The organism is Pseudomonas sp. PB101 (assembly GCF_009764265.1).
Lineage (GTDB): Bacteria > Pseudomonadota > Gammaproteobacteria > Pseudomonadales > Pseudomonadaceae > Aquipseudomonas.
This window is the reverse complement of record NZ_RWIR01000064.1, coordinates 1-20,325: the sequence shown is the minus strand read 5'-3', so window position 1 is coordinate 20,325 and position 20,325 is coordinate 1. Positions and strand designations below refer to the sequence as shown.

The window sequence follows — 20,325 nt, the reverse complement described above, 5'->3', positions numbered from 1 at the left end:
AGTGATGAGGGAGCCAGCGCCCTCATCACGAACGCTCTTCAGCCTCGATCCTTGCCCCGCAACATGCTGTCCAGCACCTCATCACGCCGAATCCAGCCGTGAAACAGCGCTGCTGCCAAATGCAGCAACACAGTCAGAAACAACAGGTACGCCAGATACCCGTGGGCCTTGCGCAAAAACGCAAACACCTGCGCATTCGCCGGCACAATCGACGGCAGTTGCAACGAACTGCTGAGCATGACCGGTTCGCCAGACGCAGAAATCATCGCCCAGCCCAGTAGCGGCAAGACCAGCATCAGAGCGTACAGCAGCACATGCGATGCCTTGGCGGCCAGCACCTGCCAACCTGGCAGATCCGCTGGCAGCGGTGGCTGCGTGGTGGAAAATCGCACCACCAGCCGCACGATCACCAGCAGCAAAATCGCGATGCCCAAGGGTTTGTGCAAATGAATCAGCCATTCATGTCGCTCGGACACCGAGGCAACCATGCCGGCGCCGATAAACAGCATGGCGATGATCATCAACGCCATCAGCCAATGCAGCAGGCGCGCCAGCGGGGCGAAGTGGTTCGGTTGGCTACTCATTGCCGGGTCTCCTGTTTGGCGGCGGGCAACTGGCTGACTTCGCTGGTACGACGCAGGTAGGAAGAGGCGTAACCGGCTGAACGAGCGGCGAGCAACGGGTCGTCGGAACCTTCGATCCCGGTAGGCAACACCAGCGGATCGTAGTTGATGTCACGGCATTCGCCGTTGAGTTGCGGCTGGGTCTTCTCAAGCACCAGCGTGCCGGCATTCAACACTTTGCGCCCGTCGGGCCAGGCCTTGCTGGCGTCGTTGACCGGGTCGCCGGGGTTGGCCAGGGTGATGTTCAACTGCCAGCGCAACGGGCCTGCGGCGATTCGCTGAACCAGGTCTTTCTCGAGGAAATCATTACCTTCCGGTGCCGTGGCCCCTGGTGCGTCCTGGGCCATCGGCACCATGTTCCAGCGCACTGCCTGGCGTTGGCCGGCCGCGTTGACCAGGTAGAACGCATTGACGCTGTTGTAGTTTTCGGTGGCGTAGCTGGCCGAAGGCTTGGCCGTTTTGATCCAGGCCAGGAACGGTGCGGCTTCCGGGTGTGAACCAAAGAACGCCGGAACCGCCTTGGGGTCCGGCTTGCCCGTGGCCGGGTCTGGCGACTGGGCTTTTTGCAATTGATAGAACGCCTCGGGCGTGCCCACCGGGAACACCGGCATGCTGTTCATCCCCGTGCGCCATTGCTGGCCGTTGGCCTGGTTGAAACGCAACGCCATGCTGCGGATCGGCACGGCGCTGTCCGGCGCGTAAGGGTTGCCGGCCGGCAAGGCGAATCGTCCGACCACCGGCGTCCGCGCGTCATTGAACACTTGAGCGGTGGAATAGCTGCGTGCCTCGCCGCTGCTCTCGAAATGCCCGATCACACACACGCCTTTGGAATGGTTGCGACGGAAACCCGGATGCACGCCGTTGTTGGTTTCCAGCACGTTGATCAGTTTCTTCGGGGTCAGGCGCTGTGGGTCGAGCGTGCCGTTGACGTAGGCAAACGCCCCGGCCACGGCGGCAACGACCAGGGCAATGCCAGCCAGACGCAACGTCAGGCTGGCTGCGCTCAGGGGCGGCCGGATTGGCGGTGATGATCGATCTACCATGAAAGGCTCCAGGGCCATCGGCCACAAGTGAGAAGAATCAAGCAGACGAACCGCAAGCAGGTTTATTCCCACACGCGGTGTTTATTTTTTCTGACGTGGAATAACCTCGAGTTCCGGGCGTCTTCCTAGTCCAAAGCGTAGTGACTAGTCAGAATTTGATGAACGATATCGACGAACAACTGAGAGAAATCATTCCGCGATTGCGGCGCTTTGCCGTGTCCTTGACGCGCAACACCAGCAGCGCTGACGACCTGGTGCAAGCCTGCCTGGAGCGCGCGCTGTCGAGTTGGGGCAGCAAACGCACCGAGGGCGACTTGCGCGCCTGGCTGTTCTCGATTCTCTATCGGCAGTTTCTCGATGCGCACCGGCGCGCCCGGCGCTACGCGCGCATGCTCGAATTCTTCACCGGACGCGACGATGCCCAGCCGTCGGTGGAGCGCACCGTAATTGCCCAATCGACCCTCAACGCCTTCGATCAACTGCCCACCGAACAACGTGCACTGCTGCTCTGGGTGTCGGTGGAAGGCTTGAGCTACAAAGAGGTCGCCGAGATTCTCGACGTACCCACCGGCACCGTGATGTCCCGCCTGTCCCGGGCTCGCCAGGCCCTGCGCCAACTCAGCGACGGCGAAATCAACCGCCCTTCCCTGCGGAGACTCAAATGATCAGCATGCCCCCCGGCGAGCGTGACCTGCACGCCTACGTCGACCACCAACTGAGCGACGCCGACCGACGCCTGGTCGAGACTTTTCTGGCAAGCAACCCGGAAATTTCCGCACAGGTGCGCGCCTGGCAACTGGATGCCCAGCAACTGCGCGCAGCCCTCGGGGGCGCCTTGCAGCAACCGGCCAACCCGGAACTCGATCCGGCCGTGATTCGCCAGCGCTTGAAACGTCAGTCGCGTCGGCATCTGGCCAGCGCGGCGGTGCTGTTCATGGCGGTCAGCGTCGGCGGATTCAGCGGTTGGCAAGCGCGGGAAATGACCCTGGCCAGCCCCCAGCTGCCAATGACCGATGCCCTGCAAGCCTATCGCCTGATTGCCCAGCAAGGCCTGCTGCCGGCGGATTACAAGGTCGGCGACGACGGCGACATACAGGGTTGGCTCGACCGCTACTTCACCCAGGCCAATCGCCTGCCCGACCTTTCGAGTGCCGGGTTCAAGCCGGCCAGCGGGCGCCTGCTGAGCACCGAGCAAGGCCCGGCGGCGATGGTGGTCTACGAGAGCCAGGGCGGGCAGAAGGTCAGTTTCTACGTGCGTCCGCCTGGGCCGAAAAACTACATGCTGCCGAGGGGCAGTCGCAGCGATGGCGAGTTGCAGGCCGAGTACTGGTCGGGAAGTGGCTACAACTATGCGATGGTCAGCCCGGCGGACACAGCGGCGGCACAGATGCTCAGGCAGACCGTGCAGTTCTGAGACACAGCTGGAAGCACATTCCCTGCTCTGGTTACACTATGGCGCCGCAGCTCGGGGAGCCTGCCCGCATACCAGAGGTGATATTTCAGTGGCCTTTCGACCGCCCAACCGTTCGCGCATCAAATCGCGCTGGCAAACGCTGCGTCGCCTTCTCGGCAAGGCGCCAGCGGCCGGCAGCACCGAGGCAGGCCAGGTCATCCACGATTACTTTCGTCACCAGGCCCATTCCCGAGGCTACACCCTCAGTCACAGCCAGCAACGCGTGATCGACTGCATGGCCCGGCATGCCTGCATGCTGATCGGCACTTCGACGAAAACCCTTCCGGGCCTTTACCTGCACGGTGCCGTGGGGCGCGGCAAGAGCTGGCTGCTCGACGGCTTCTTCCGGGCCATTCCCATCGCGCAGAAACAGCGCCTGCACTTCCATGAGTTTTTCGCCCGGCTGCACCAGGGCATGTTCGAGCATCGCGAACAGGCCGACGCCCTGGCGAGTACTCTCGATGAGCTGCTCAGCGATTGTCGGGTGCTGTGTTTCGATGAGTTCCATGTGCACGACATCGGCGATGCGATGCTCATCACCCGGTTGTTCAAGGCACTGTTCCAGCGCGGCATCCTGTTGCTGGTGACCTCCAATTACCCGCCCGAAGGCCTGCTGCCCAATCCGCTGTACCACGCACGCTTCAAACCGGTGATCGACCTGGTCCATGCGCGCATGCAGGTGATGGAAGTCGGCGGGCCCCACGACTACCGCAGCCAGGCCCGAACCCATGCGCATCAGTTGTTCACTCAAGGTCACTACGTTTGGCCGGCGAACGTGGCGCAACGACAATCGCTGAACCTGCCCGGGCGCAATGCCACGCCTGTTTCGTTGCCGGTGGGCACCCGGCATTTGCGAGCGCATTTTCGCGAAGGCCGCGGCATCGGTTTTACCTTCACCCAATTGTGCGATCAGCCCACGGCGGTGATGGATTATCTGGAGCTGTGCCGCCAGTTCGACCGCTGGATCATCGATGAACTGCCACTGCTGGGCGATTGCTCGATTGCCGCCCAACAACGCTTCATCAATCTCATCGACGTGCTGTACGACCAGGACAAGCACCTGACCTTGCTCGGACAGCACTCATTGCGCGACAGCCTGGGTGGCGATGCCATTGATCTGGCGCGCACCCGCAGTCGACTGGGGCAACTGGTCGAAGTCAGCGAACCGACCTGACGGATCGGCCGCCGTTGCCGCTATCATGTCGCGCATTTCCTCGGCCACGCGCCTGTTCCTTGATCAAAAGCGAATCCATTCATGCACACCCTTGCTCAATTGCGTGCCGGCGAGTTGTCAGGCATCACGCGGCTGGATCTGGTCGACGGCCTGACCGAGTTCCCCCGGGAGATCTTCGATCTGGCGGACTCTCTGGAGGTGCTCAACCTCAGCGGCAATGCCTTGAGCGCCCTGCCCGAGGACCTGCATCGCCTGACGCGTTTGCGCGTGCTGTTCTGTTCCGATAACCGCTTCACCGAGTTGCCGGCCTGCCTGGGCCAATGCGCCGCGCTGACGATGATCGGCTTCAAGGCCAACCGCATCGCCCACGTGCCCGCAGCGGCACTCCCACCCCTGCTGCGCTGGCTGATCCTGACCGACAATTGCGTCGAGACGCTGCCGAGCGAGTTGGGAGAGCGCCCATACCTGCAAAAACTCATGCTTGCCGGTAACCGCCTGCGGGCGTTGCCGGAGTCGATGGGCAATTGTCATCGGCTGGAACTGATCCGCATCGCCGCCAACCAATTCACCGACTTGCCACAATGGCTGCTGACGCTGCCGAGCCTGACCTGGCTGGCCTACGCCGGTAACCCACTGGAAACCGAAGCCGATGCCGCCGCCCTCGATGCCACACCGCGCATTGACTGGTCGGCATTACACCTGGAGAAAAAACTCGGCGAAGGCGCGTCCGGGGTGATTCATCAGGCCGTCTGGCAACCGGATGACCAGCCGCCCATGGCCGTTGCGGTGAAGCTCTACAAGGGCGAAATGACCAGCGACGGCTCACCGCTGCACGAGATGAACGCCTGCATCACCGCCGGTCTGCACCCGAACCTGATTCGCGTTGAAGGGCGGATTGTCGATCACCCGCAGCAAACGGCCGGACTGGTCATGCAGTTGATCCCGCCGAGCTTTCGCAACCTCGCCGGCCTGCCGAGCCTGGTGTCGTGCAGCCGTGACATCTACCCCGACGACTTGCGTTTCAGTGCCTCCGTGGCACTGCGCATTGCCTCGGGCATTGCCTCGGTGGCCGAACACCTGCATGGCCATGGCATCACCCACGGCGACCTCTATGGACACAATATTCTGTGGAATGAGCAGGGTGATTGCTTGTTGGGAGATTTTGGCGCGGCGTCGTTCCACGGGATTTCCGACAGCCTTGAACGTCGTGCCTTGCAGCGGATCGAGGTGCGGGCGTTCGGGGTGTTGTTGGGGGAATTGCTGGCGCGGGTTGATTCGGGGTTGAGCGAGGAGCTGCGTGGGGCGCTGGAGGATCTGCAGCGGCGTTGCTGTCAGCCGCAGGTGCTGGGGCGGCCTGGTTTTGATGAGATCGTTCAGGAATTGAATGGTTGGTGACCGCTGCTCGGTCAATCGTCGGATCGCCGCCCGGAGCAAGCTCGCTCCCACAGTTGACCGAGTTGCCCGGACGGGCGCGATCCAATGTGGGAGCGAGCTTGCTCGCGATGACAGTGTCGCTGGCGAATCAGATCAACCCGCCAACCCGACAAACATGTCCTGCACGTCGTCGTGGTTATCGAGGCCTTCGAGGAACGCTTCGACTTCCGCCATCTGCTCATCGCTCAGGCCGCTGACCGGGTTTTTCGGCTGGTAGCCCAGTTTGGCCGACAGCACAGTGAAACCTTGTTCCGGCAGGGCTTTCTGTACCGCGTCGAGGTCGGTCGGCTCGGTCAGGAACAGGGTCGTCCCCTCCTCTTCACCCGGTTCGAAATCCTGTGCACCGGCTTCGATGGCAGCCATTTCCGGATCGGCGTCAGGGGTGTCCGGCGACGCTTCGATCATGCCGACGTGGTTGAAGTCCCAGGCCACCGAACCGGAAGCGCCCAACTGGCCCTTGCGGAATGCAACGCGGATTTCAGCGACGGTACGATTGATGTTGTCGGTCACGCATTCAACGATCAACGGCACCTGATGCGGTGCAAACCCTTCATACGTCACGCGATGGTATTGCACGGTCTCGCCCAGCAGGCCCGCGCCTTTCTTGATGGCGCGATCCAGGGTTTCCTTGGGCATCGAAGCTTTCTTGGCCTGTTCGACTACCAGACGCAGGTGTGCGTTGGTGGCGGTATCGGCGCCGTTGCGCGCAGCAATGGTGATTTCTTTCACCAGTTTGCCGAAGATCTTGCCCTTGGCATTGGATGCCGCTTCTTTGTGTTTAACCTTCCACTGTGCGCCCATTTCTCACTCTCTTATCGGTGGCATCTGTGGCGTCGGGACAATGATTGGCCGACGCTTTGCGCAAGTTTATACGGCATAAAGTTGGCAATCGACCAAAAAATCCCGACTCGCATCGACATCTTCACCAGCGGTTGTAGGGCGATTCTGAAATGCCGCTTTAGCCTGCCCGCAATGCGCCGGGGTTTCGTACGCTTTGCAGCCTATTCCACGGCAGTAGCGTGTTCGATGCACAACGACAAGGAAAGTCCCACCACCCTGACGCTTCTCGAGGACGACCTGAGTTTCCAGGTGGTCCGGTTCAGCGGTCACGAAGCACTCAACCAGCCCTATCGCTTCGACATCGAGGTCATCGGGCTGGCACCGGCCCTGAACCTTGAACGATTGCTGCACCAGTCGGCGTTCCTCGACTTTGGCCACGACCAGGGCATTCATGGCGTGCTCGACAGCGCCGGCTGTGAACATCGAAGCGGGCACCGGGTCGCTTACAAGCTGGTACTGGTGCCACGTGTCCAGGCGCTGGGGCAGCAACGCTGCCGACGGGTTTTCCAGCGCGCCAGCGTGCCCATGATCCTGCGCCAATTGCTCGAGGAACACGGGTTGCCCGCCAGCAGTTATCGTTTTGAACTGGCAACCGGGCACTATCCCCTGCGACCTTTTTGCATACAGTACGACGAAACCGACCTGGCATTGCTGCAACGATTGTGCGAGGAAGAAGGCATCCACTACCACTTCGAGCATCAACGCAACGGCCATGTCCTGGTGCTGGCCGATGACAGCCTGAGCTTCCCCCAGGAGCCGCTGCTCATGCCGCTGCGCAGTGACGGACATCAGCAACCCGTGATCAGCGAACTGTTCCAGCGCCATGACGCTTCGCTCCCTCCTCTGCGCTCGGGTGCGAGGGATCCTGGTGCAATGGACACCGGCGACGGCGCAGCCAATCACTCGTTCGCCACCACGAGACAGGTTCCCGCTCGCGAACAACAACATCGCGATCAGCTCGGCCGTCGGCAACTGGAACGCCTGCGCTGCCGACACCTGCAGATCCACGGCCAAAGCAACCAGGGCGCATTGCGCAGCGGCCGGATCGTGCAGGTGGCCGAACATCCGCTGGCGAATTTCAATGATCAGTGGCTGGTGACCGATATCCGCCATCAGGGCCGTCACTCATCCATTCTGCTCGATGACACACCCGACATGCCCCCCGGTTACCGCAATCAATTCAGCGCCATCCCTTGGTCGACGGTGTTCAGGCCCGCACTCGAACAACCCAGGCCGAGTATTCCCGGGTATCAGCCGGGCCGGGTGTGCGGCCCGGTCGGGAAACCGGCGGTAGTGGATGAGAATGGCAAGGTGCAGGTGAGCCTCTGGCCCGACACACTATCAACCGCAGAGGCGTCCACCGGGCTTTGGCTGCCGCTGGCGCTGAGCACCGCCGAGGACTGGATCGATCCGTCGCGCCTGCCCGTGGCCGGCAGCGAGGTCTTGGTGATTTTCCTCGACAGTGATCCGGATCGCCCGGTGCTCTGTACCGCGCTGGGCCCCCGGCCAAAACCTCACCGACCTCGCCCCCGCGAACCCCGTGGCGATACCCGCCTGCTGTTCGACTGGTTGCTCACCCGCTCGGACCTTGCGCCCTGACACTCAGCCCTTGTCTGCCTTGCCGGCCGCTGCGGCGAACTTTGCCAAACGCACATCCAGGTGCCGCGGCCGGTGCCCGTGATCCTCTGCGCGTTCCTTGCGGCGGATGGCGTTGCGCACCATCAGCGAGCCGAGGTAGCGAATCGGTTCCGGCGGGAAAAACCCCAGCGGGCCGTTGATCAGCGGCGAACGGGTCCAGGGGTTGTCCAGGCCCTGGACCATCGACGCCAGGATCTGCCCTCCCATGTGGCAAGGCCCGACACCGCTGCCGGAGTAGCCAAAACCGTAGAACACGTTGCCACTGGCGCTCATCTGCCCGAAGAACGGCAGTCCGGTCACCGAACGGTCCGACGGGCCATTCCAGGTCGCTTCGACCTTGACGTCGGCAAACGCCGGGAAGAAATCCGCCAGGCTGTTCTTCAACAAGCCGGCATAAGGCGAAGGCTGATCGAACACCGGCAGCATGCGTCCGCCATAGGCAAAGGTATTGCCGCCCTTGCCGAGCATGATCCGGCCGTCCGGAGTGTTGTGGTAGTAGTGCACGAAAATCCGCGAATCGAGCACCGTGACGCCGCTGGTCAAGCCGATTTCATCGAGCAGGTCCGGGCGCGGCTCGGTGATCAGCATGTCGCTGGAAACGATCGCCACGCTGCGTTCGAACTGCGGGAACGCCCGGGCCATCCAGGCATTCATCGCCAGCACCACGCGGTCGGCGCGAACGGTGCCGTTGGGGGTCTGTATGCCCACCGGCTTGCCCTCTTCCAGCCCGGTCATCGCGGTGTTTTCATGAATCCTCACACCCAGTTGCAGGGCGACCCGGCGCAGACCGCGCACCAGCTTGCCCGGTTGCACGCTGGCTGCGGCCGGGGAAAACCAGCCCTCCAGGTGTTTAACGGAGCCGGCCATGCGCTGCACATCGGCCACCGGCCGCTGAGTGAACGAGTTGATGCCGTTGCGCTCCAGTGCAGCGATGACCGCATCGGTCGAGCCGCACTGCGCACGGTTGGTGGCGGTGTAGAGCGTACCGTCGAGGCGGTAATCGGCGTCCACCGCGTATTTTTCGCAGAACGCGCCGATGGCATGGATGCTGCGCTCGGACTCCGTGACCAGGCGCACGGCCTCCTCGACGCCGAACAAACGCTCAAGGGTGAAATACTTGGCCGACCACGACAACGCACAACCCCCATTGCGCCCACTGGCCCCGGCGCCGCAGATATCCGCTTCGATGAGCAACACGTCCAGCTCGGGGTTCTGTTCCTTGAGCATGATCGCGGTCCACAAGCCGGTATACCCGCCGCCGACAATGCACACGTCGGCGCGGCTGTCGCCTGCAAGTGACGGACAGGTTGGTGATGTATCAGCCTTCAAGGCCTGGTCCAGCCAAAAGGGTCTCATGGTCAATCTCCAGTCAGTGGCCCACACGCCAGCCTGCCGCAGACGCAGCAGGCGACGAGGGCCAGGATTCAGGTGCGCAGGGGTTTGATGTTCATCGCCCGGTTGGGCACGAAGGGGTAGTTGGTTTTAAGGCCACCGGGGCGGCTGTTCCAGTGCGGGATCAGCACCAGCGCCGAGAACATGGCGCAGCCGGCGAAGACGATGAACACGGTAACGGTGTCGAAGTAGCCCGGCAGCAACCCGCCGAGGATCGCCCCGACCGAGCCGCAGCCGTTGACGAAACCGGCTGCCGTGGCGCCGGCCTTGGCGGTGCCGAAGTCGATGGCGGCCGAGCCGCTGATCATCGAGTCCGGTCCATAGAGGGTCAGCCCCATGACGAACAGCAGCGCCACCACCAGCAGTACGCTGCCGGTATGCAGGGCGCCCATGAAAAACGCCAGGGACACGGTCAGCGCCAACAGGCTGATCACACAAGCCGGCATGCGCCGGGCGCCGAACAGTTTGTCCGAGGCCAGGCCGATCAGGATCGGGCCGAGCAATCCGGCCAGTTCAAACGCGGTCGGAATGATCGCCGCACCGACCTTGCCCACCGATGGCATCTGCTCGAAAACGATCACCGGCCCCCACAGCAGAATCGCGTAGCGCGCCGGCTTCAGCATGAAGTACGCCAACCCCAGCACCAGCACGGTGCGGTTGCGCAGGATTTCCTTCAACGGCTCCCACATGCTGATTTTGCTTTGGGCTTCCGCTTGTTCGGCGGTCAGCTCAGGTTCCGGCTCCACCGCCGGCAAGCCGACGTCTTCCGGTTTGTTGCGTTGGAAAATAAAAAACAGCACGGCGACCAGCCCAACCACCGCCGCACTGGAAACAAACGCCGCATGCCAGCTACCGACGAGCGTGTACGCCCACCAGCCGGCAAACGGCGAGGCTACCAGACCACCAAAGGCATAGCAGGAACTCCACAGGCCCAATACCCGCCCGCGCTGCTCGGAGGGAAAGAAGCTGCCGAGGTTCTTGCACAAGCCCGACCATCCGGTGGACTGCGCCAGGCCCTGGATCAGCATGCAGGTAGCGAAAATCGGCAAGGTTGCAAAGTTGCCCATCACCAGCGCCGCGCCAGCGGAAATCAGCAACCCGCCCAGCACCACGACCCGTGGACCAAAGCGGTCGGCAAGAATGCCCCAGGTGAATTGGCCGACGGCGTAAGCCGTCAGGTAGATGGCGTCGAGGTTGGCCATGGCCATTTTGTCGAGCATGAAGGTCGGGTCTTCGGCGATGCCGAGCTTGGCCACCGAGAACGCTTTGCGGGTGAAGTAGAAAGCGGCGTAGGCGAGCCAGGTGATCGCGAAGATCTGCACGCGCCAACGCTTGATGGTGCCGATGTGCTTGTTCATTGTAGTTCTGACCTCAGGGTGTGAGTGTGCCGGCAGAATTTGCAAGAAAACGCCTGTTTTTTTATTGTTGAGCACTGCGATATCGGCCTGTCGCTACGGCGGATACCGGTCAGATGAGTCCTGTGATTGCACGCCCAGGCTCATGGCACCCGCTGCTGTTCGACTGAACAGTCAACGGGGCTGAGGTTGATAAAAACAATTACTGATTAATAAGTGAAATCGATTTATCGTATTTCCAAAATAAGCCCAGCTTGTTATTGGAGATTCCCGTGTCGGTTTCCCACGCCCAACTCAAAGCCTTCCATGCCGTGGCGGTCCATGGAAGCTTTACCAAAGCCGCCGAGCGGCTATTTCTCACGCAGCCGGCGATTTCCGACCAAGTGCGCAAACTCGAAGAGCGCTACGGGGTTTTGCTGTTTCACCGCAACAAGCGCTCGGTGCGCCTGACCGACCTTGGCGAGCGTCTGCTGAGCGTGACCCAGCGGCTTTTCGTGATCGAGGCCGAAGCGCAGGAACTGTTGCAGGACTCCCAGGCCTTGCAGACCGGCAGCCTGATTCTGGCGGTGGATGCGCCGGTGCACGTGCTGCCGCAAATTGCCCGGTTCTGTGAACGCTACCCCGGGATCAGCGTGAAGATCGAAACCGGCAACACTGATGAATCGCTGTTTCGCCTGTTCAACTATCAGGCCGACCTGGCGTTGCTCGGCCGTGACGTCAGCGATGAACGGTTGATCTCCCTGCCCCTGCGCAACGACCCGATGGTCGCGTTCGTGTCGCGCAACCATCCGTGGGCCGACCGCGAATCCATCACCCTGGCAGACCTTGACGACACGCCGCTGGTCTTACGGGAAATCGGTTCGGTGACCCGGCAGACACTGGAAGAGGAAATGGCCGGTGCCGGGTTTCGCATTCGCCCGGCGATCCAGGTCGAAGGCCGGGAGGCGGCGCGCGAAGCGGTGGTGGTCGGGATTGGCGTGGGCGTGGTGTCGGCTGCCGAGTTTGGCGCGGACTCCCGGGTTTGCGCGCTGCCGATTATCGATTGCAAACGACGGCTGACTGAAACCCTGGTGTGCCTGCGGGAGCAGAGTTCGCGGCGGGTGGTGGCGACGTTTCTGCAGATGGTTCGCGAGAGTCTGGTGTAGGCAGGTCTGACGCCATCGCGGGCAAGCCACGCTCCCACAGGTATTGGGTCGTACACGATACCTGTGGGAGCGGGCTTGCCCGCGATTACAGACAACTCGGTCTACCTGACGGGCGCCAAGCCGAAAAACGCCTGAATCAGGCGCAAATCCCGCCGCCGTTCCATGCACCCGATCATGTGCCGGTTCACCAATCCCTCGCCAATGATCGGCACCGCCGCCACTCGCGGGTCGTGGCTGACCTCCACCGACGACACCACCCCCACCCCCAGTTCAGCGGCCACGGCTTCAGTCACCGCTTCGCGGCTGTCCAGTTCCAGCAGCACCCGCGGATTGACCCTGGCCTGGGCGCAAGCCTCATCGAAGGTGCGCCGGGTAATCGAACTCGGTTCACGCAGCACCATGATCACCTGGTCCAGCTCCTTGAGCTGCACGCCTTTGGTCTTTTGCGCCCAGGGATGCCCGTCGGGCACCAGCGCGCAAATCCGTGATTCGTTCAGCGCTTGCAGGTGCAGGCCCTTGCGCGGTTCGACTTCGGTCAACACCGCCACGTCGGCATGTTCGGACAGCAGCGCCGCCAGGGTTTCCTGGGCATTGCCCAGGCGCAGGTTCACCGTGATCCCCGGATAGCGCGCGCGCAGGCTGGCGAGCATCGGCATGACCATGTGCGGACCGTCCGCCGCCACCTCCAGGCGCCCGGTCAACAATTGCCGGTTGGCTTCAAGCATCACCTGCGCCTCTTCGGCGAGGCCGAACATCGCTCGGGTGATCGCCGCCAGCTTGGTGCCCTCCTCCGTCAGCTCGACTCGACGGGCGGTGCGGCGCAGCAAAGTGATCTGGTAGTGCTCCTCCAGGGCCTTGATGTGCCCGGTAACCGCCGGCTGGCTGATGAACAGCCGCGCCGCCGCCCGGGTAAAACTGCCTTCCCGGGCCACGGCATCGAAGGCGCGGAGCTGAAACAGGTTCATGAATAACCCTCACTGATGGCTGGCATAACAATAAACAATTTGATTGATAGCACGGCAAATTGCAATTTAAGCCCCGTAGCTTCATCCCATCGATTGCGAGGACACGAGAATGAGTATTGCCGAACCCATCCTGCTCACCCCGGGGCCGTTGACCACTTCGGCCCGCACCCGTCAGGCGATGATGATCGACTGGGGTTCATGGGATGACCGCTTCAATCAACTGACCGCCAGCCTCTGCGAGCAACTGCTGGCAATCATCAACGGCGCCGCCACGCACCACTGCGTGCCCTTGCAAGGCAGTGGCACCTTCGCGGTCGAGGCAGCGATCGGCACGCTGGTGCCTCGCGATGGCAAGGTTCTGGTGTTGATCAACGGCGCCTATGGCAAACGCCTGGCGAAAATCTGCGAAGTGCTGGGCCGCTCGTTCAGCACCTTCGAAACCGCCGAAGACGAGCCGACCACCGCCGCCGACGTCGACCGCCTGCTGCGTGCCGATGCCGGTATCACTCACGTTGCGCTGATCCACTGCGAAACCAGCACCGGTATCCTCAACCCGCTGCCGGAAATTGCCCACGTCATTTCGCAACACGGCAAACGCCTGATCATCGATGCCATGAGTTCCTTCGGTGCGCTACCGGTGGACGCGCAACAGGTGCCGTTCGACGCCCTGATCGCCGCCTCGGGCAAATGCCTGGAGGGCGTACCGGGCATGGGTTTTGTCTTCGCTCGCAAGGAATCCCTGACTGCTGCCGCCGGCAATTCGCACTCGCTGGCGATGGATTTGTACGACCAACACGCCTACATGGCCAAGACCGGCCAGTGGCGCTTCACCCCGCCGACCCACGTGGTCGCGGCGCTGCACGAAGCCCTGCTGCAATACAACGAAGAAGGCGGCTTGCCGGCGCGGCACGCACGCTACGCCGCCAACTGCCAGGCCTTGATGGAAGAGATGGGCAAACTGGGGCTGCGCAGCTTCCTGCCGGCGGCCATTCAGGCGCCGATCATCGCCACCTTCCACGCCCCGAAAGATCCGCGCTACGCGTTCAAGGAATTCTACGAGCGGGTCAAGGCCAAGGGTTACATCCTCTACCCCGGCAAACTGACCCAGGTCGAAACCTTCCGCGTCGGCTGCATCGGCCACGTACAACCGTCCGAAATGCGTGAAGCCGTGGCGGCGATTGCCGAAGTGTTGCGTGAGATGGAAGTGCTCGAGATCTGATCTTGCAGGCGACCGAGCTGTTGTAGGAACTGGCTTGCCAGCGATCCACACACCTCGGTCCATCAGTCATGCCCAATTATCGTTCATCGCTGGCAAGCCAGCTCCTACAGGACACCGATACTCATGAACTACGCCAACCCAACCAAACTGCAAGCCGCCATCCTCGACTGGGCCGGCACCGTGGTCGACTTCGGCTCCTTCGCGCCGACGCAGATTTTCGTCGAGGCCTTCGCCGAGTTCGACGTCCAGGTCTCCATCGAAGAAGCCCGTGGCCCGATGGGCATGGGCAAGTGGGACCACATCCGTACCCTGTGCGATCTGCCGGCAGTTGCCGAGCGTTATCGCAAAGTGTTCGGCCGCACGCCGACCGACGATGACGTCACCGCCATCTATCAGCGTTTCATGCCGCTGCAGATCGAAAAAATCGCCGAGCACTCGGCGCTGATCCCGGGTGCGCTGGAGACCATCGCCAACCTGCGCCAGCAAGGGATCAAGATCGGCTCCTGCTCCGGCTACCCGAAACAGGTCATGGACAAAGTGGTCGAACTGGCCGCCACCAACGGCTACGTGGCCGATCACGTGGTCGCCACCGACGAAGTACCGAATGGTCGCCCATGGCCCGCCCAGGCGCTGGCCAATGTCATCGCCCTGGGCATCGACGATGTCGCGGCGTGCGTGAAGATCGACGACACCGTGCCAGGCATTCTCGAAGGTCGCCGCGCCGGCATGTGGACCGTGGCGCTGATCTGCTCGGGCAACGCCCTGGGCCTGGACTACGAAGGTTATCGCGCACTGGCCAGCGACCAGTTGGACAGCGAGCGCAAGCGCATCCACGGGATGTTCGAGAGTTCGCGCCCGCACTACATGATCGACACCATCACCGATCTGCCGCAAGTGATCGCCGACATCAACAAGCGCCTGGCCAACGGCGAAATGCCGCAATCGAGCTGAAAAACGCCACACCGCCCCTGTAGGAGCGAGCCTGCTCGCGATGGTCGCCAGCGATGACGCCGGCAGCCTGACACCCAGTGGTGTCCCGGAGTCCATCGCGAGCAGGCTCGCTCCTACAGGGGTTCTTCGAATCAGAGCATCCAGCGACCAATCGCCTCAGGCAAACCCGGTGAAACAGGATTACAGTTAAAGCACACCGTCAGACCAGAACGGTGGCTTTAAACCGGACCTGTGAGGAACATCGTATGCCGTGGAAGAACTCTGCCTCGCGCTACAGCACCGTATCGATCACGCTGCATTGGTTGATGCTGGTCCTGCTGGCACTGGTTTACGCCTGTATCGAGTTTCGCGGGCTGTTTCCCAAGGGCAGTGGTGGGCGCACGCTGATCGTCGAATCACACTTCATGCTCGGCCTGACCGTGTTCGTCCTGGTCTGGCTGCGACTGTTCGCACGCAGCCTCGGCCCGGCGCCGCAGATCTTCCCCGCCTCGCCGCTATGGCAAACGACATTGGCCAGGCTGATGCACTGGGCGCTGTACATTTTCATGATCGCGACGCCGATTCTCGGCTGGCTGGTCACCAGCGCCAAAGGCAATCAGGTGATGTTCTACGGTTTCGACCTGCCCATGCCGATAGCAGAAAACAAGGATTTCGCCAAACAACTGCAGGGCTGGCACGAGCTCGGCGGCACCATCGGCTATTGGCTGATCGGCCTGCATGCCGTGGCCGGGCTGTATCACCATTATGTGGTGGGCGATAACACCTTGCTGCGGATGATGCCCAAAAGCGTAAACCGTGATACCTGAGGCCACATTGGCTTTCGGTGACTTTCAGATTTGTGAACTGAACCCCCGCCGCCCCTGCAAGCCGCCCGTGTGGACGAAGATCAGCCGCGTGCCACGGGCGAACTTCCCCGCCTCGACTTGTTGCTTGAGGGCCATGAGTGCCTTGCCGGTGTACAGCGGCTCAAGGGGAATGCCGCTGGCCTGTTCGTTCTTCTCGATGAAGTCGAGCAGCAGCGGATCGACCTTGGCGAACCCGCCGCGACTGGCATCGATCAGTTCATACCTCGCATTGACTACGCCGGCTTGCTGCACGATTTGCTCGACCATCTGCGCCACCCCATGATCGTCAGGCACCGCCAGGGCACCGTACACCGGATGCTGCCCCGCTTCGGCCAGCACCAGGCCAGCCAGCGTCGTGCCGGTGCCGCAGGCCAGCCACCAGCCGTCGTAGTCGTTCCAGCCCAAGTCCTGCAATTGTGCGCAAACGGCGGCCCGCAATGGCCTGCAACCCAAGGCGCCAGGCAACCCGCCTCCCCCTTCAGGCACTGGATGCAAGGTCGGGTAACGGGTTTGCCAGGGCTGCCAGAAATCCGCTTCATGCCGCGCTCGATAGCCTGCGTAACCCAGCCAGTGCAGTTGCATGCCGAACGCCTGCAAGTCTTTGACCGTCGGGGTTTCCTGAGGATGGCCGCGTAACAGGCCGACGGTGGCAAAGCCCAATCGCTTGCCCGCCGCCGCCAACGCGTGAAGGTGATTGGAATGCGCGCCACCGAGACTGATGATGCCTTCGGTACCCAGGCGGTCGGCAGTTTTCAGGTGTTCGACGAGCTTGAACCATTTGTTGCCGCTGATCAGCGGGTCGATCTGGTCCAGACGCAGGATCGTCACTTCGATGCCGGCTTGAGTGAGCCAGTCGAGGTGAAGAGGTTCGAGGGGAGCCTGGGGTAGCCAGGTGTCGGGAGGGAAAAGCATCGGTGCCGGCTCTGGGTGAAGAGCCGGCATCTTAACAGCTGATTTGTGGTGAGCAGCCTGGCTAGTGGATTACAACTGCGCCGCCAACCGCGAACCCTGATTGATCGCCCGCTTGGCATCCAGTTCTGCCGCGACATCGGCGCCGCCGATCAGGTGCACGCTCTGCCCCGCCGACACCAGACCGTCATGCAACTCACGCAGCGGGTCCTGCCCGGCGCAAATCACGATGTTGTCCACCGGCAACAGCTGCGGTTCGCCGGTTTCGCCGATGCGGATGTGCAGGCCTTCGTCGTCGATCTTCAGGTATTCGACGCTGTTGAGCATCTGCACCTGCTTGTTCTTCAGACCGGTGCGATGGATCCAGCCGGTGGTCTTGCCCAGGCCGTCGCCGACCTTGGACGTCTTGCGTTGCAGCAGGAACACTTCACGGGCCGGCGCGTGGGGCGCGGCCTTGATACCGGCAACACCACCGCGAGCTTCAAGGTGCGTATCAATGCCCCATTCCTTCCAGAACGCAGCGCGATCCTGACTGGTGGCGACGCCTTCGTGGACGAGGAACTCGGAGACGTCGAAACCGATGCCGCCGGCGCCAATCACCGCGACACGCTTGCCGACCGGCTTGCGCTCCAGGATCACGTCCAGGTAGCTCAGCACCTTGGCGTTTTCCACGCCCGGAATCGCCGGCACGCGCGGCGCAATGCCGGTGGCCAGAATGATCTCGTCGTAGCCACCCTCGACCAGCGCGGCCACATCGACGCGGGTGTTCAGGCACACCTCGACGTTGGTGGTCTGCAGCTTGCGATTGAAGTAGCGAATGGTCTCGAAGAACTCTTCCTTGCCCGGTACGCGCTTGGCGATGTTGAACTGACCGCCGATTTCGCTGGCCGAATCGAACAGTGTCACCTGGTGACCCCGCTCGGCGGCCACGGTCGCGGCGGACAGACCGGCAGGGCCGGCACCGACCACGGCGATTTTTTTCAACTGCTGCACGGGCAGGTAGTTGAGTTCGGTTTCGTGGCAGGCACGCGGGTTGACCAGGCAACTGGTCAGCTTGCCGCCGAAGGTGTGATCGAGGCAGGCCTGGTTGCAACCGATGCAGGTGTTGATCTCATCGGCGCGGCCTTGCGCAGCCTTGTTGACGAAGTCCGGGTCGGCGAGGAACGGCCGCGCCATGGACACCATGTCGGCATCGCCCTCGGCGAGAATCTGCTCGGCGACTTCCGGTGTGTTGATGCGGTTGGTGGTGATCAGCGGGATATTGACCGAACCCCGCAGCTTGGCCGTGACCTTGCTGAACGCCGCGCGCGGCACTTTGGTGGCGATGGTGGGGATCCGCGCTTCGTGCCAGCCGATACCGGTGTTGATGATGGTCGCGCCGGCCTGCTCGATGGCCTTGGCCAGTTGCACGATTTCGTCCCAGGTGCTGCCGCCTTCGACCAGGTCGAGCATCGACAGACGGAAAATGATGATGAAGTTCGGGCCGACCGCTTCACGCACCCGGCGAACGATTTCCACCGGCAGGCGCATGCGGTTTTCGTAGCTGCCGCCCCAGCGGTCGGTACGGTGGTTGGTGTGGGCGGCGAGGAACTGGTTAATGAAATAACCTTCCGAACCCATGATTTCCACACCGTCGTACTCGGCGGTCTGTGCCAGAACCGAACAGGTGACGAAATCGCTGATCTGCTTCTCGATGCCTTCCTCGTCCAGCTCCCTGGGCTTGAACGGGTTGATCGGCGCTTGAATGGCGCTCGGCGCAACCTGTTTCGGGCTGTAGGCATAACGACCGGCATGGAGGATCTGCATGCAGATCTTGCCGCCCGCGTCGTGCACGGCACGGGTGACGATACGGTGCTTGAGCGCCTCTTCTTCGGTGGTCAGCTTGGCCGCACCGGAATACACGCCGCCTTCGTCGTTCGGGCCGATACCGCCGGTGACCATCAGGCCGACACCGCCACGGGCACGTTCGGCAAAGTACGCCGCCATGCGCTCGAAACCACCCGGCTTCTCTTCAAGGCCGGTGTGCATCGAGCCCATCAGCGTGCGATTGCGCAGCGTGGTGAAACCCAGGTCCAGCGGAGCCAACAGGTGCGGGTATTGAGCGGCGGTCATCGGTAACTCCACATCGATCGATCACGGAAAGTGCAGGAGCTCTGCGGCTCCCATCAGTCATGTTCGACAGACTAAGAGCCGTGACGTCATGGCTCAATGACCATAAATTACAACTTATTGATCAAAACGCGCAGCCCTTGACGGCATAACCGCCCTCTGCGGTCAAACTCAAAAGCCGAAGTAGATAAATGCCGTAATGGCTGCCATACCCCACGCGGCCAACGCCATGACAGTTGAGTTTTGCGGTAACTGAAATTCGCTTGTTTGCTGTCCATCTGTCTTCGAAAGACCGGCCTGGTCATAGTAGCCATACCGGACTGCCCGGTAGGTACATCCAAGACCGACCAACAAAAACACAGTGATCAGGCCAAGCACCAGTCCACGCCTGATAGCCGGTTTAGCCAATGCGGCAAGGTGATCCTGCTCGCAGGCAGCGCTGTTGAGTTGCACGATGGTAATTCGTTGATAGTCGGTCGAAGACCGCTTGTGCCCAATCTGGATCGCCGCCTGTTGCTCCAGATCCAGCGCCTGATACCTCCAGAGCGTCGACGAGCTTTTTCGGCAGAAGGTAAACACGGCAGGACTTGAAGCGGAGATGATGCAAGCGTCGTCGATATCCAGTTTTTTCAGGGTTTCCATGGCCGATCGGGTGAAGTCCAGATCGAACACCGAGGCAGCTCCGAAGGCAGAAGCCACAACCGAAGCCAACAGGCTGATCAAGAGGCAGGTGGCTGAAATGTTCACGGCCGAATTTCCCCTTTTTCATTATTTGATTGCGCAGCCCGGTACCGGCCTGCCTTGTCGAGCTCCAGTACGCTGCTGGCACCCCGGAAAACCAGGTGGAAGAAGAAAGGGAGGGCATCCATTGCCCTCCCTTCCGTGGTCCATGTTCCTTGCGACAGTGCCTGTCAGAACATCAAGAGGCCAGGATGAAGTCCGAGGCCGAGATGGTGTTCGGGTCACCCACACCTACCAGGGTGATGGTGCCGGCACCGAAGGTGAGCAATGTATCCGCTCCCTGATCGGTAACGATGACACTGCTGTTGAACGTCGCCGCCGTGATACCGCCCCCGACGAAGTTGAGCAGATCCTGGCCACCCGCCGCGTTGGCATCGAAGCCGATGATCCGATCGTTGCCGAAGGGCAGCAGTCCGAACACGAACATATCGTCGCCATTGTCGGCAATCATCGTGTCGTTGCCGGCACCACCAGTAACAGCGTCGCTAC

The 20,325-nt window shown here is 61.9% G+C and carries 18 protein-coding genes and 1 pseudogene; 9 read left to right on the top strand and 10 right to left on the bottom strand.

Annotated features, from left to right (window positions below):
* Positions 1-38: 38 nt before the first annotated feature.
* Complete coding sequence (locus EI969_RS19440; protein WP_160389218.1) at positions 39-584, bottom strand: cytochrome b; 546 nt, start codon at positions 582-584, stop codon at positions 39-41.
* Positions 581-1,666 (bottom strand): catalase family peroxidase, encoded by a 1,086-nt coding sequence (locus EI969_RS19435; RefSeq protein WP_160389217.1) that lies wholly within the window; start codon positions 1,664-1,666, stop codon positions 581-583. The genes EI969_RS19440 and EI969_RS19435 overlap by 4 nt, the downstream gene beginning before the upstream one ends.
* Before the next feature lie 158 nt (positions 1,667-1,824).
* On the opposite strand from EI969_RS19435, the gene EI969_RS19430 reads away from it, so the two are divergent.
* From EI969_RS19430 to EI969_RS19415, 4 genes are all read left to right on the top strand, one after another.
* Complete coding sequence (locus tag EI969_RS19430) at positions 1,825-2,331, top strand: sigma-70 family RNA polymerase sigma factor (protein ID WP_160389216.1); 507 nt, start codon at positions 1,825-1,827, stop codon at positions 2,329-2,331.
* Positions 2,328-3,080: an anti-sigma factor gene (locus EI969_RS19425; protein ID WP_160389215.1), complete on the top strand. Its 753-nt coding sequence runs from the start codon at positions 2,328-2,330 to the stop codon at positions 3,078-3,080. Before EI969_RS19430 ends, EI969_RS19425 begins: the two co-directional genes overlap by 4 nt.
* An 88-nt stretch (positions 3,081-3,168) precedes the next feature.
* Positions 3,169-4,293 carry a cell division protein ZapE gene (zapE, locus tag EI969_RS19420; protein ID WP_160389214.1) on the top strand — a complete coding sequence of 375 codons (1,125 nt, stop codon included), beginning with the start codon at positions 3,169-3,171 and terminating at the stop codon, positions 4,291-4,293.
* Between the two features lie 81 nt (positions 4,294-4,374).
* Positions 4,375-5,688, top strand: coding sequence for a leucine-rich repeat-containing protein kinase family protein (locus tag EI969_RS19415; protein WP_160389213.1), 1,314 nt, complete (start codon positions 4,375-4,377; stop codon positions 5,686-5,688).
* A gap of 132 nt (positions 5,689-5,820) precedes the next feature.
* Here the strand turns inward: EI969_RS19415 and EI969_RS19410 are convergent, their stop codons facing one another.
* Positions 5,821-6,528 carry a YebC/PmpR family DNA-binding transcriptional regulator gene (locus EI969_RS19410; protein WP_160389212.1) on the bottom strand — a complete coding sequence of 236 codons (708 nt, stop codon included), beginning with the start codon at positions 6,526-6,528 and terminating at the stop codon, positions 5,821-5,823.
* Positions 6,529-6,753: 225 nt separating this feature from the next.
* On the opposite strand from EI969_RS19410, the gene EI969_RS19405 reads away from it, so the two are divergent.
* Positions 6,754-8,166 (top strand): type VI secretion system Vgr family protein, encoded by a 1,413-nt coding sequence (locus tag EI969_RS19405; protein WP_160389211.1) that lies wholly within the window; start codon positions 6,754-6,756, stop codon positions 8,164-8,166.
* Positions 8,167-8,169: 3 nt separating this feature from the next.
* Here the strand turns inward: EI969_RS19405 and EI969_RS19400 are convergent, their stop codons facing one another.
* Entirely contained in the window at positions 8,170-9,567 is a 1,398-nt protein-coding gene (locus EI969_RS19400; protein ID WP_178120740.1) for an FAD-dependent oxidoreductase, read from the bottom strand.
* Positions 9,568-9,629: 62 nt separating this feature from the next.
* Positions 9,630-10,955 (bottom strand): MFS transporter, encoded by a 1,326-nt coding sequence (locus EI969_RS19395; protein ID WP_160389209.1) that lies wholly within the window; start codon positions 10,953-10,955, stop codon positions 9,630-9,632.
* Between the two features lie 269 nt (positions 10,956-11,224).
* On the opposite strand from EI969_RS19395, the gene EI969_RS19390 reads away from it, so the two are divergent.
* Positions 11,225-12,097: a LysR family transcriptional regulator gene (locus EI969_RS19390; protein ID WP_110660817.1), complete on the top strand. Its 873-nt coding sequence runs from the start codon at positions 11,225-11,227 to the stop codon at positions 12,095-12,097.
* A 101-nt stretch (positions 12,098-12,198) separates the two neighbouring features.
* Here the strand turns inward: EI969_RS19390 and EI969_RS19385 are convergent, their stop codons facing one another.
* Entirely contained in the window at positions 12,199-13,062 is an 864-nt protein-coding gene (locus tag EI969_RS19385; protein WP_154861372.1) for a LysR substrate-binding domain-containing protein, read from the bottom strand.
* A 109-nt stretch (positions 13,063-13,171) separates the two neighbouring features.
* Between EI969_RS19385 and EI969_RS19380 the strand changes: the two genes are divergently transcribed.
* The 3 genes from EI969_RS19380 (at position 13,172) to EI969_RS19370 (ending at position 16,038) form a co-directional block, all read left to right on the top strand.
* The gene (locus EI969_RS19380; protein ID WP_160389208.1) at positions 13,172-14,281 is read left to right on the top strand and encodes a 2-aminoethylphosphonate--pyruvate transaminase; all 1,110 of its coding nucleotides are present in this window, start codon (positions 13,172-13,174) and stop codon (positions 14,279-14,281) included.
* A 123-nt stretch (positions 14,282-14,404) separates the two neighbouring features.
* Positions 14,405-15,232, top strand: a complete 828-nt coding sequence (gene phnX, locus EI969_RS19375) for a phosphonoacetaldehyde hydrolase (protein ID WP_160389207.1) — start codon at positions 14,405-14,407, stop codon at positions 15,230-15,232.
* Between the two features lie 245 nt (positions 15,233-15,477).
* Positions 15,478-16,038 carry a cytochrome b gene (locus EI969_RS19370; RefSeq protein WP_160389206.1) on the top strand — a complete coding sequence of 187 codons (561 nt, stop codon included), beginning with the start codon at positions 15,478-15,480 and terminating at the stop codon, positions 16,036-16,038.
* A 24-nt stretch (positions 16,039-16,062) separates the two neighbouring features.
* Here EI969_RS19370 and EI969_RS19365 read toward each other — a convergent pair whose 3' ends face one another.
* The 4 genes and pseudogenes from EI969_RS19365 to EI969_RS19350 form a co-directional block, all read right to left on the bottom strand.
* The gene (locus tag EI969_RS19365; protein WP_160389205.1) at positions 16,063-16,989 is read right to left on the bottom strand and encodes a 1-aminocyclopropane-1-carboxylate deaminase/D-cysteine desulfhydrase; all 927 of its coding nucleotides are present in this window, start codon (positions 16,987-16,989) and stop codon (positions 16,063-16,065) included.
* A gap of 69 nt (positions 16,990-17,058) precedes the next feature.
* Positions 17,059-19,098, bottom strand: a complete 2,040-nt coding sequence (locus EI969_RS19360; protein WP_160389204.1) for an FAD-dependent oxidoreductase — start codon at positions 19,096-19,098, stop codon at positions 17,059-17,061.
* Positions 19,099-19,266: 168 nt separating this feature from the next.
* Complete coding sequence (locus EI969_RS19355) at positions 19,267-19,842, bottom strand: hypothetical protein (protein WP_160389203.1); 576 nt, start codon at positions 19,840-19,842, stop codon at positions 19,267-19,269.
* A 172-nt stretch (positions 19,843-20,014) separates the two neighbouring features.
* Positions 20,015-20,325, bottom strand: a pseudogene (locus tag EI969_RS19350) (calcium-binding protein); the annotation flags it as partial.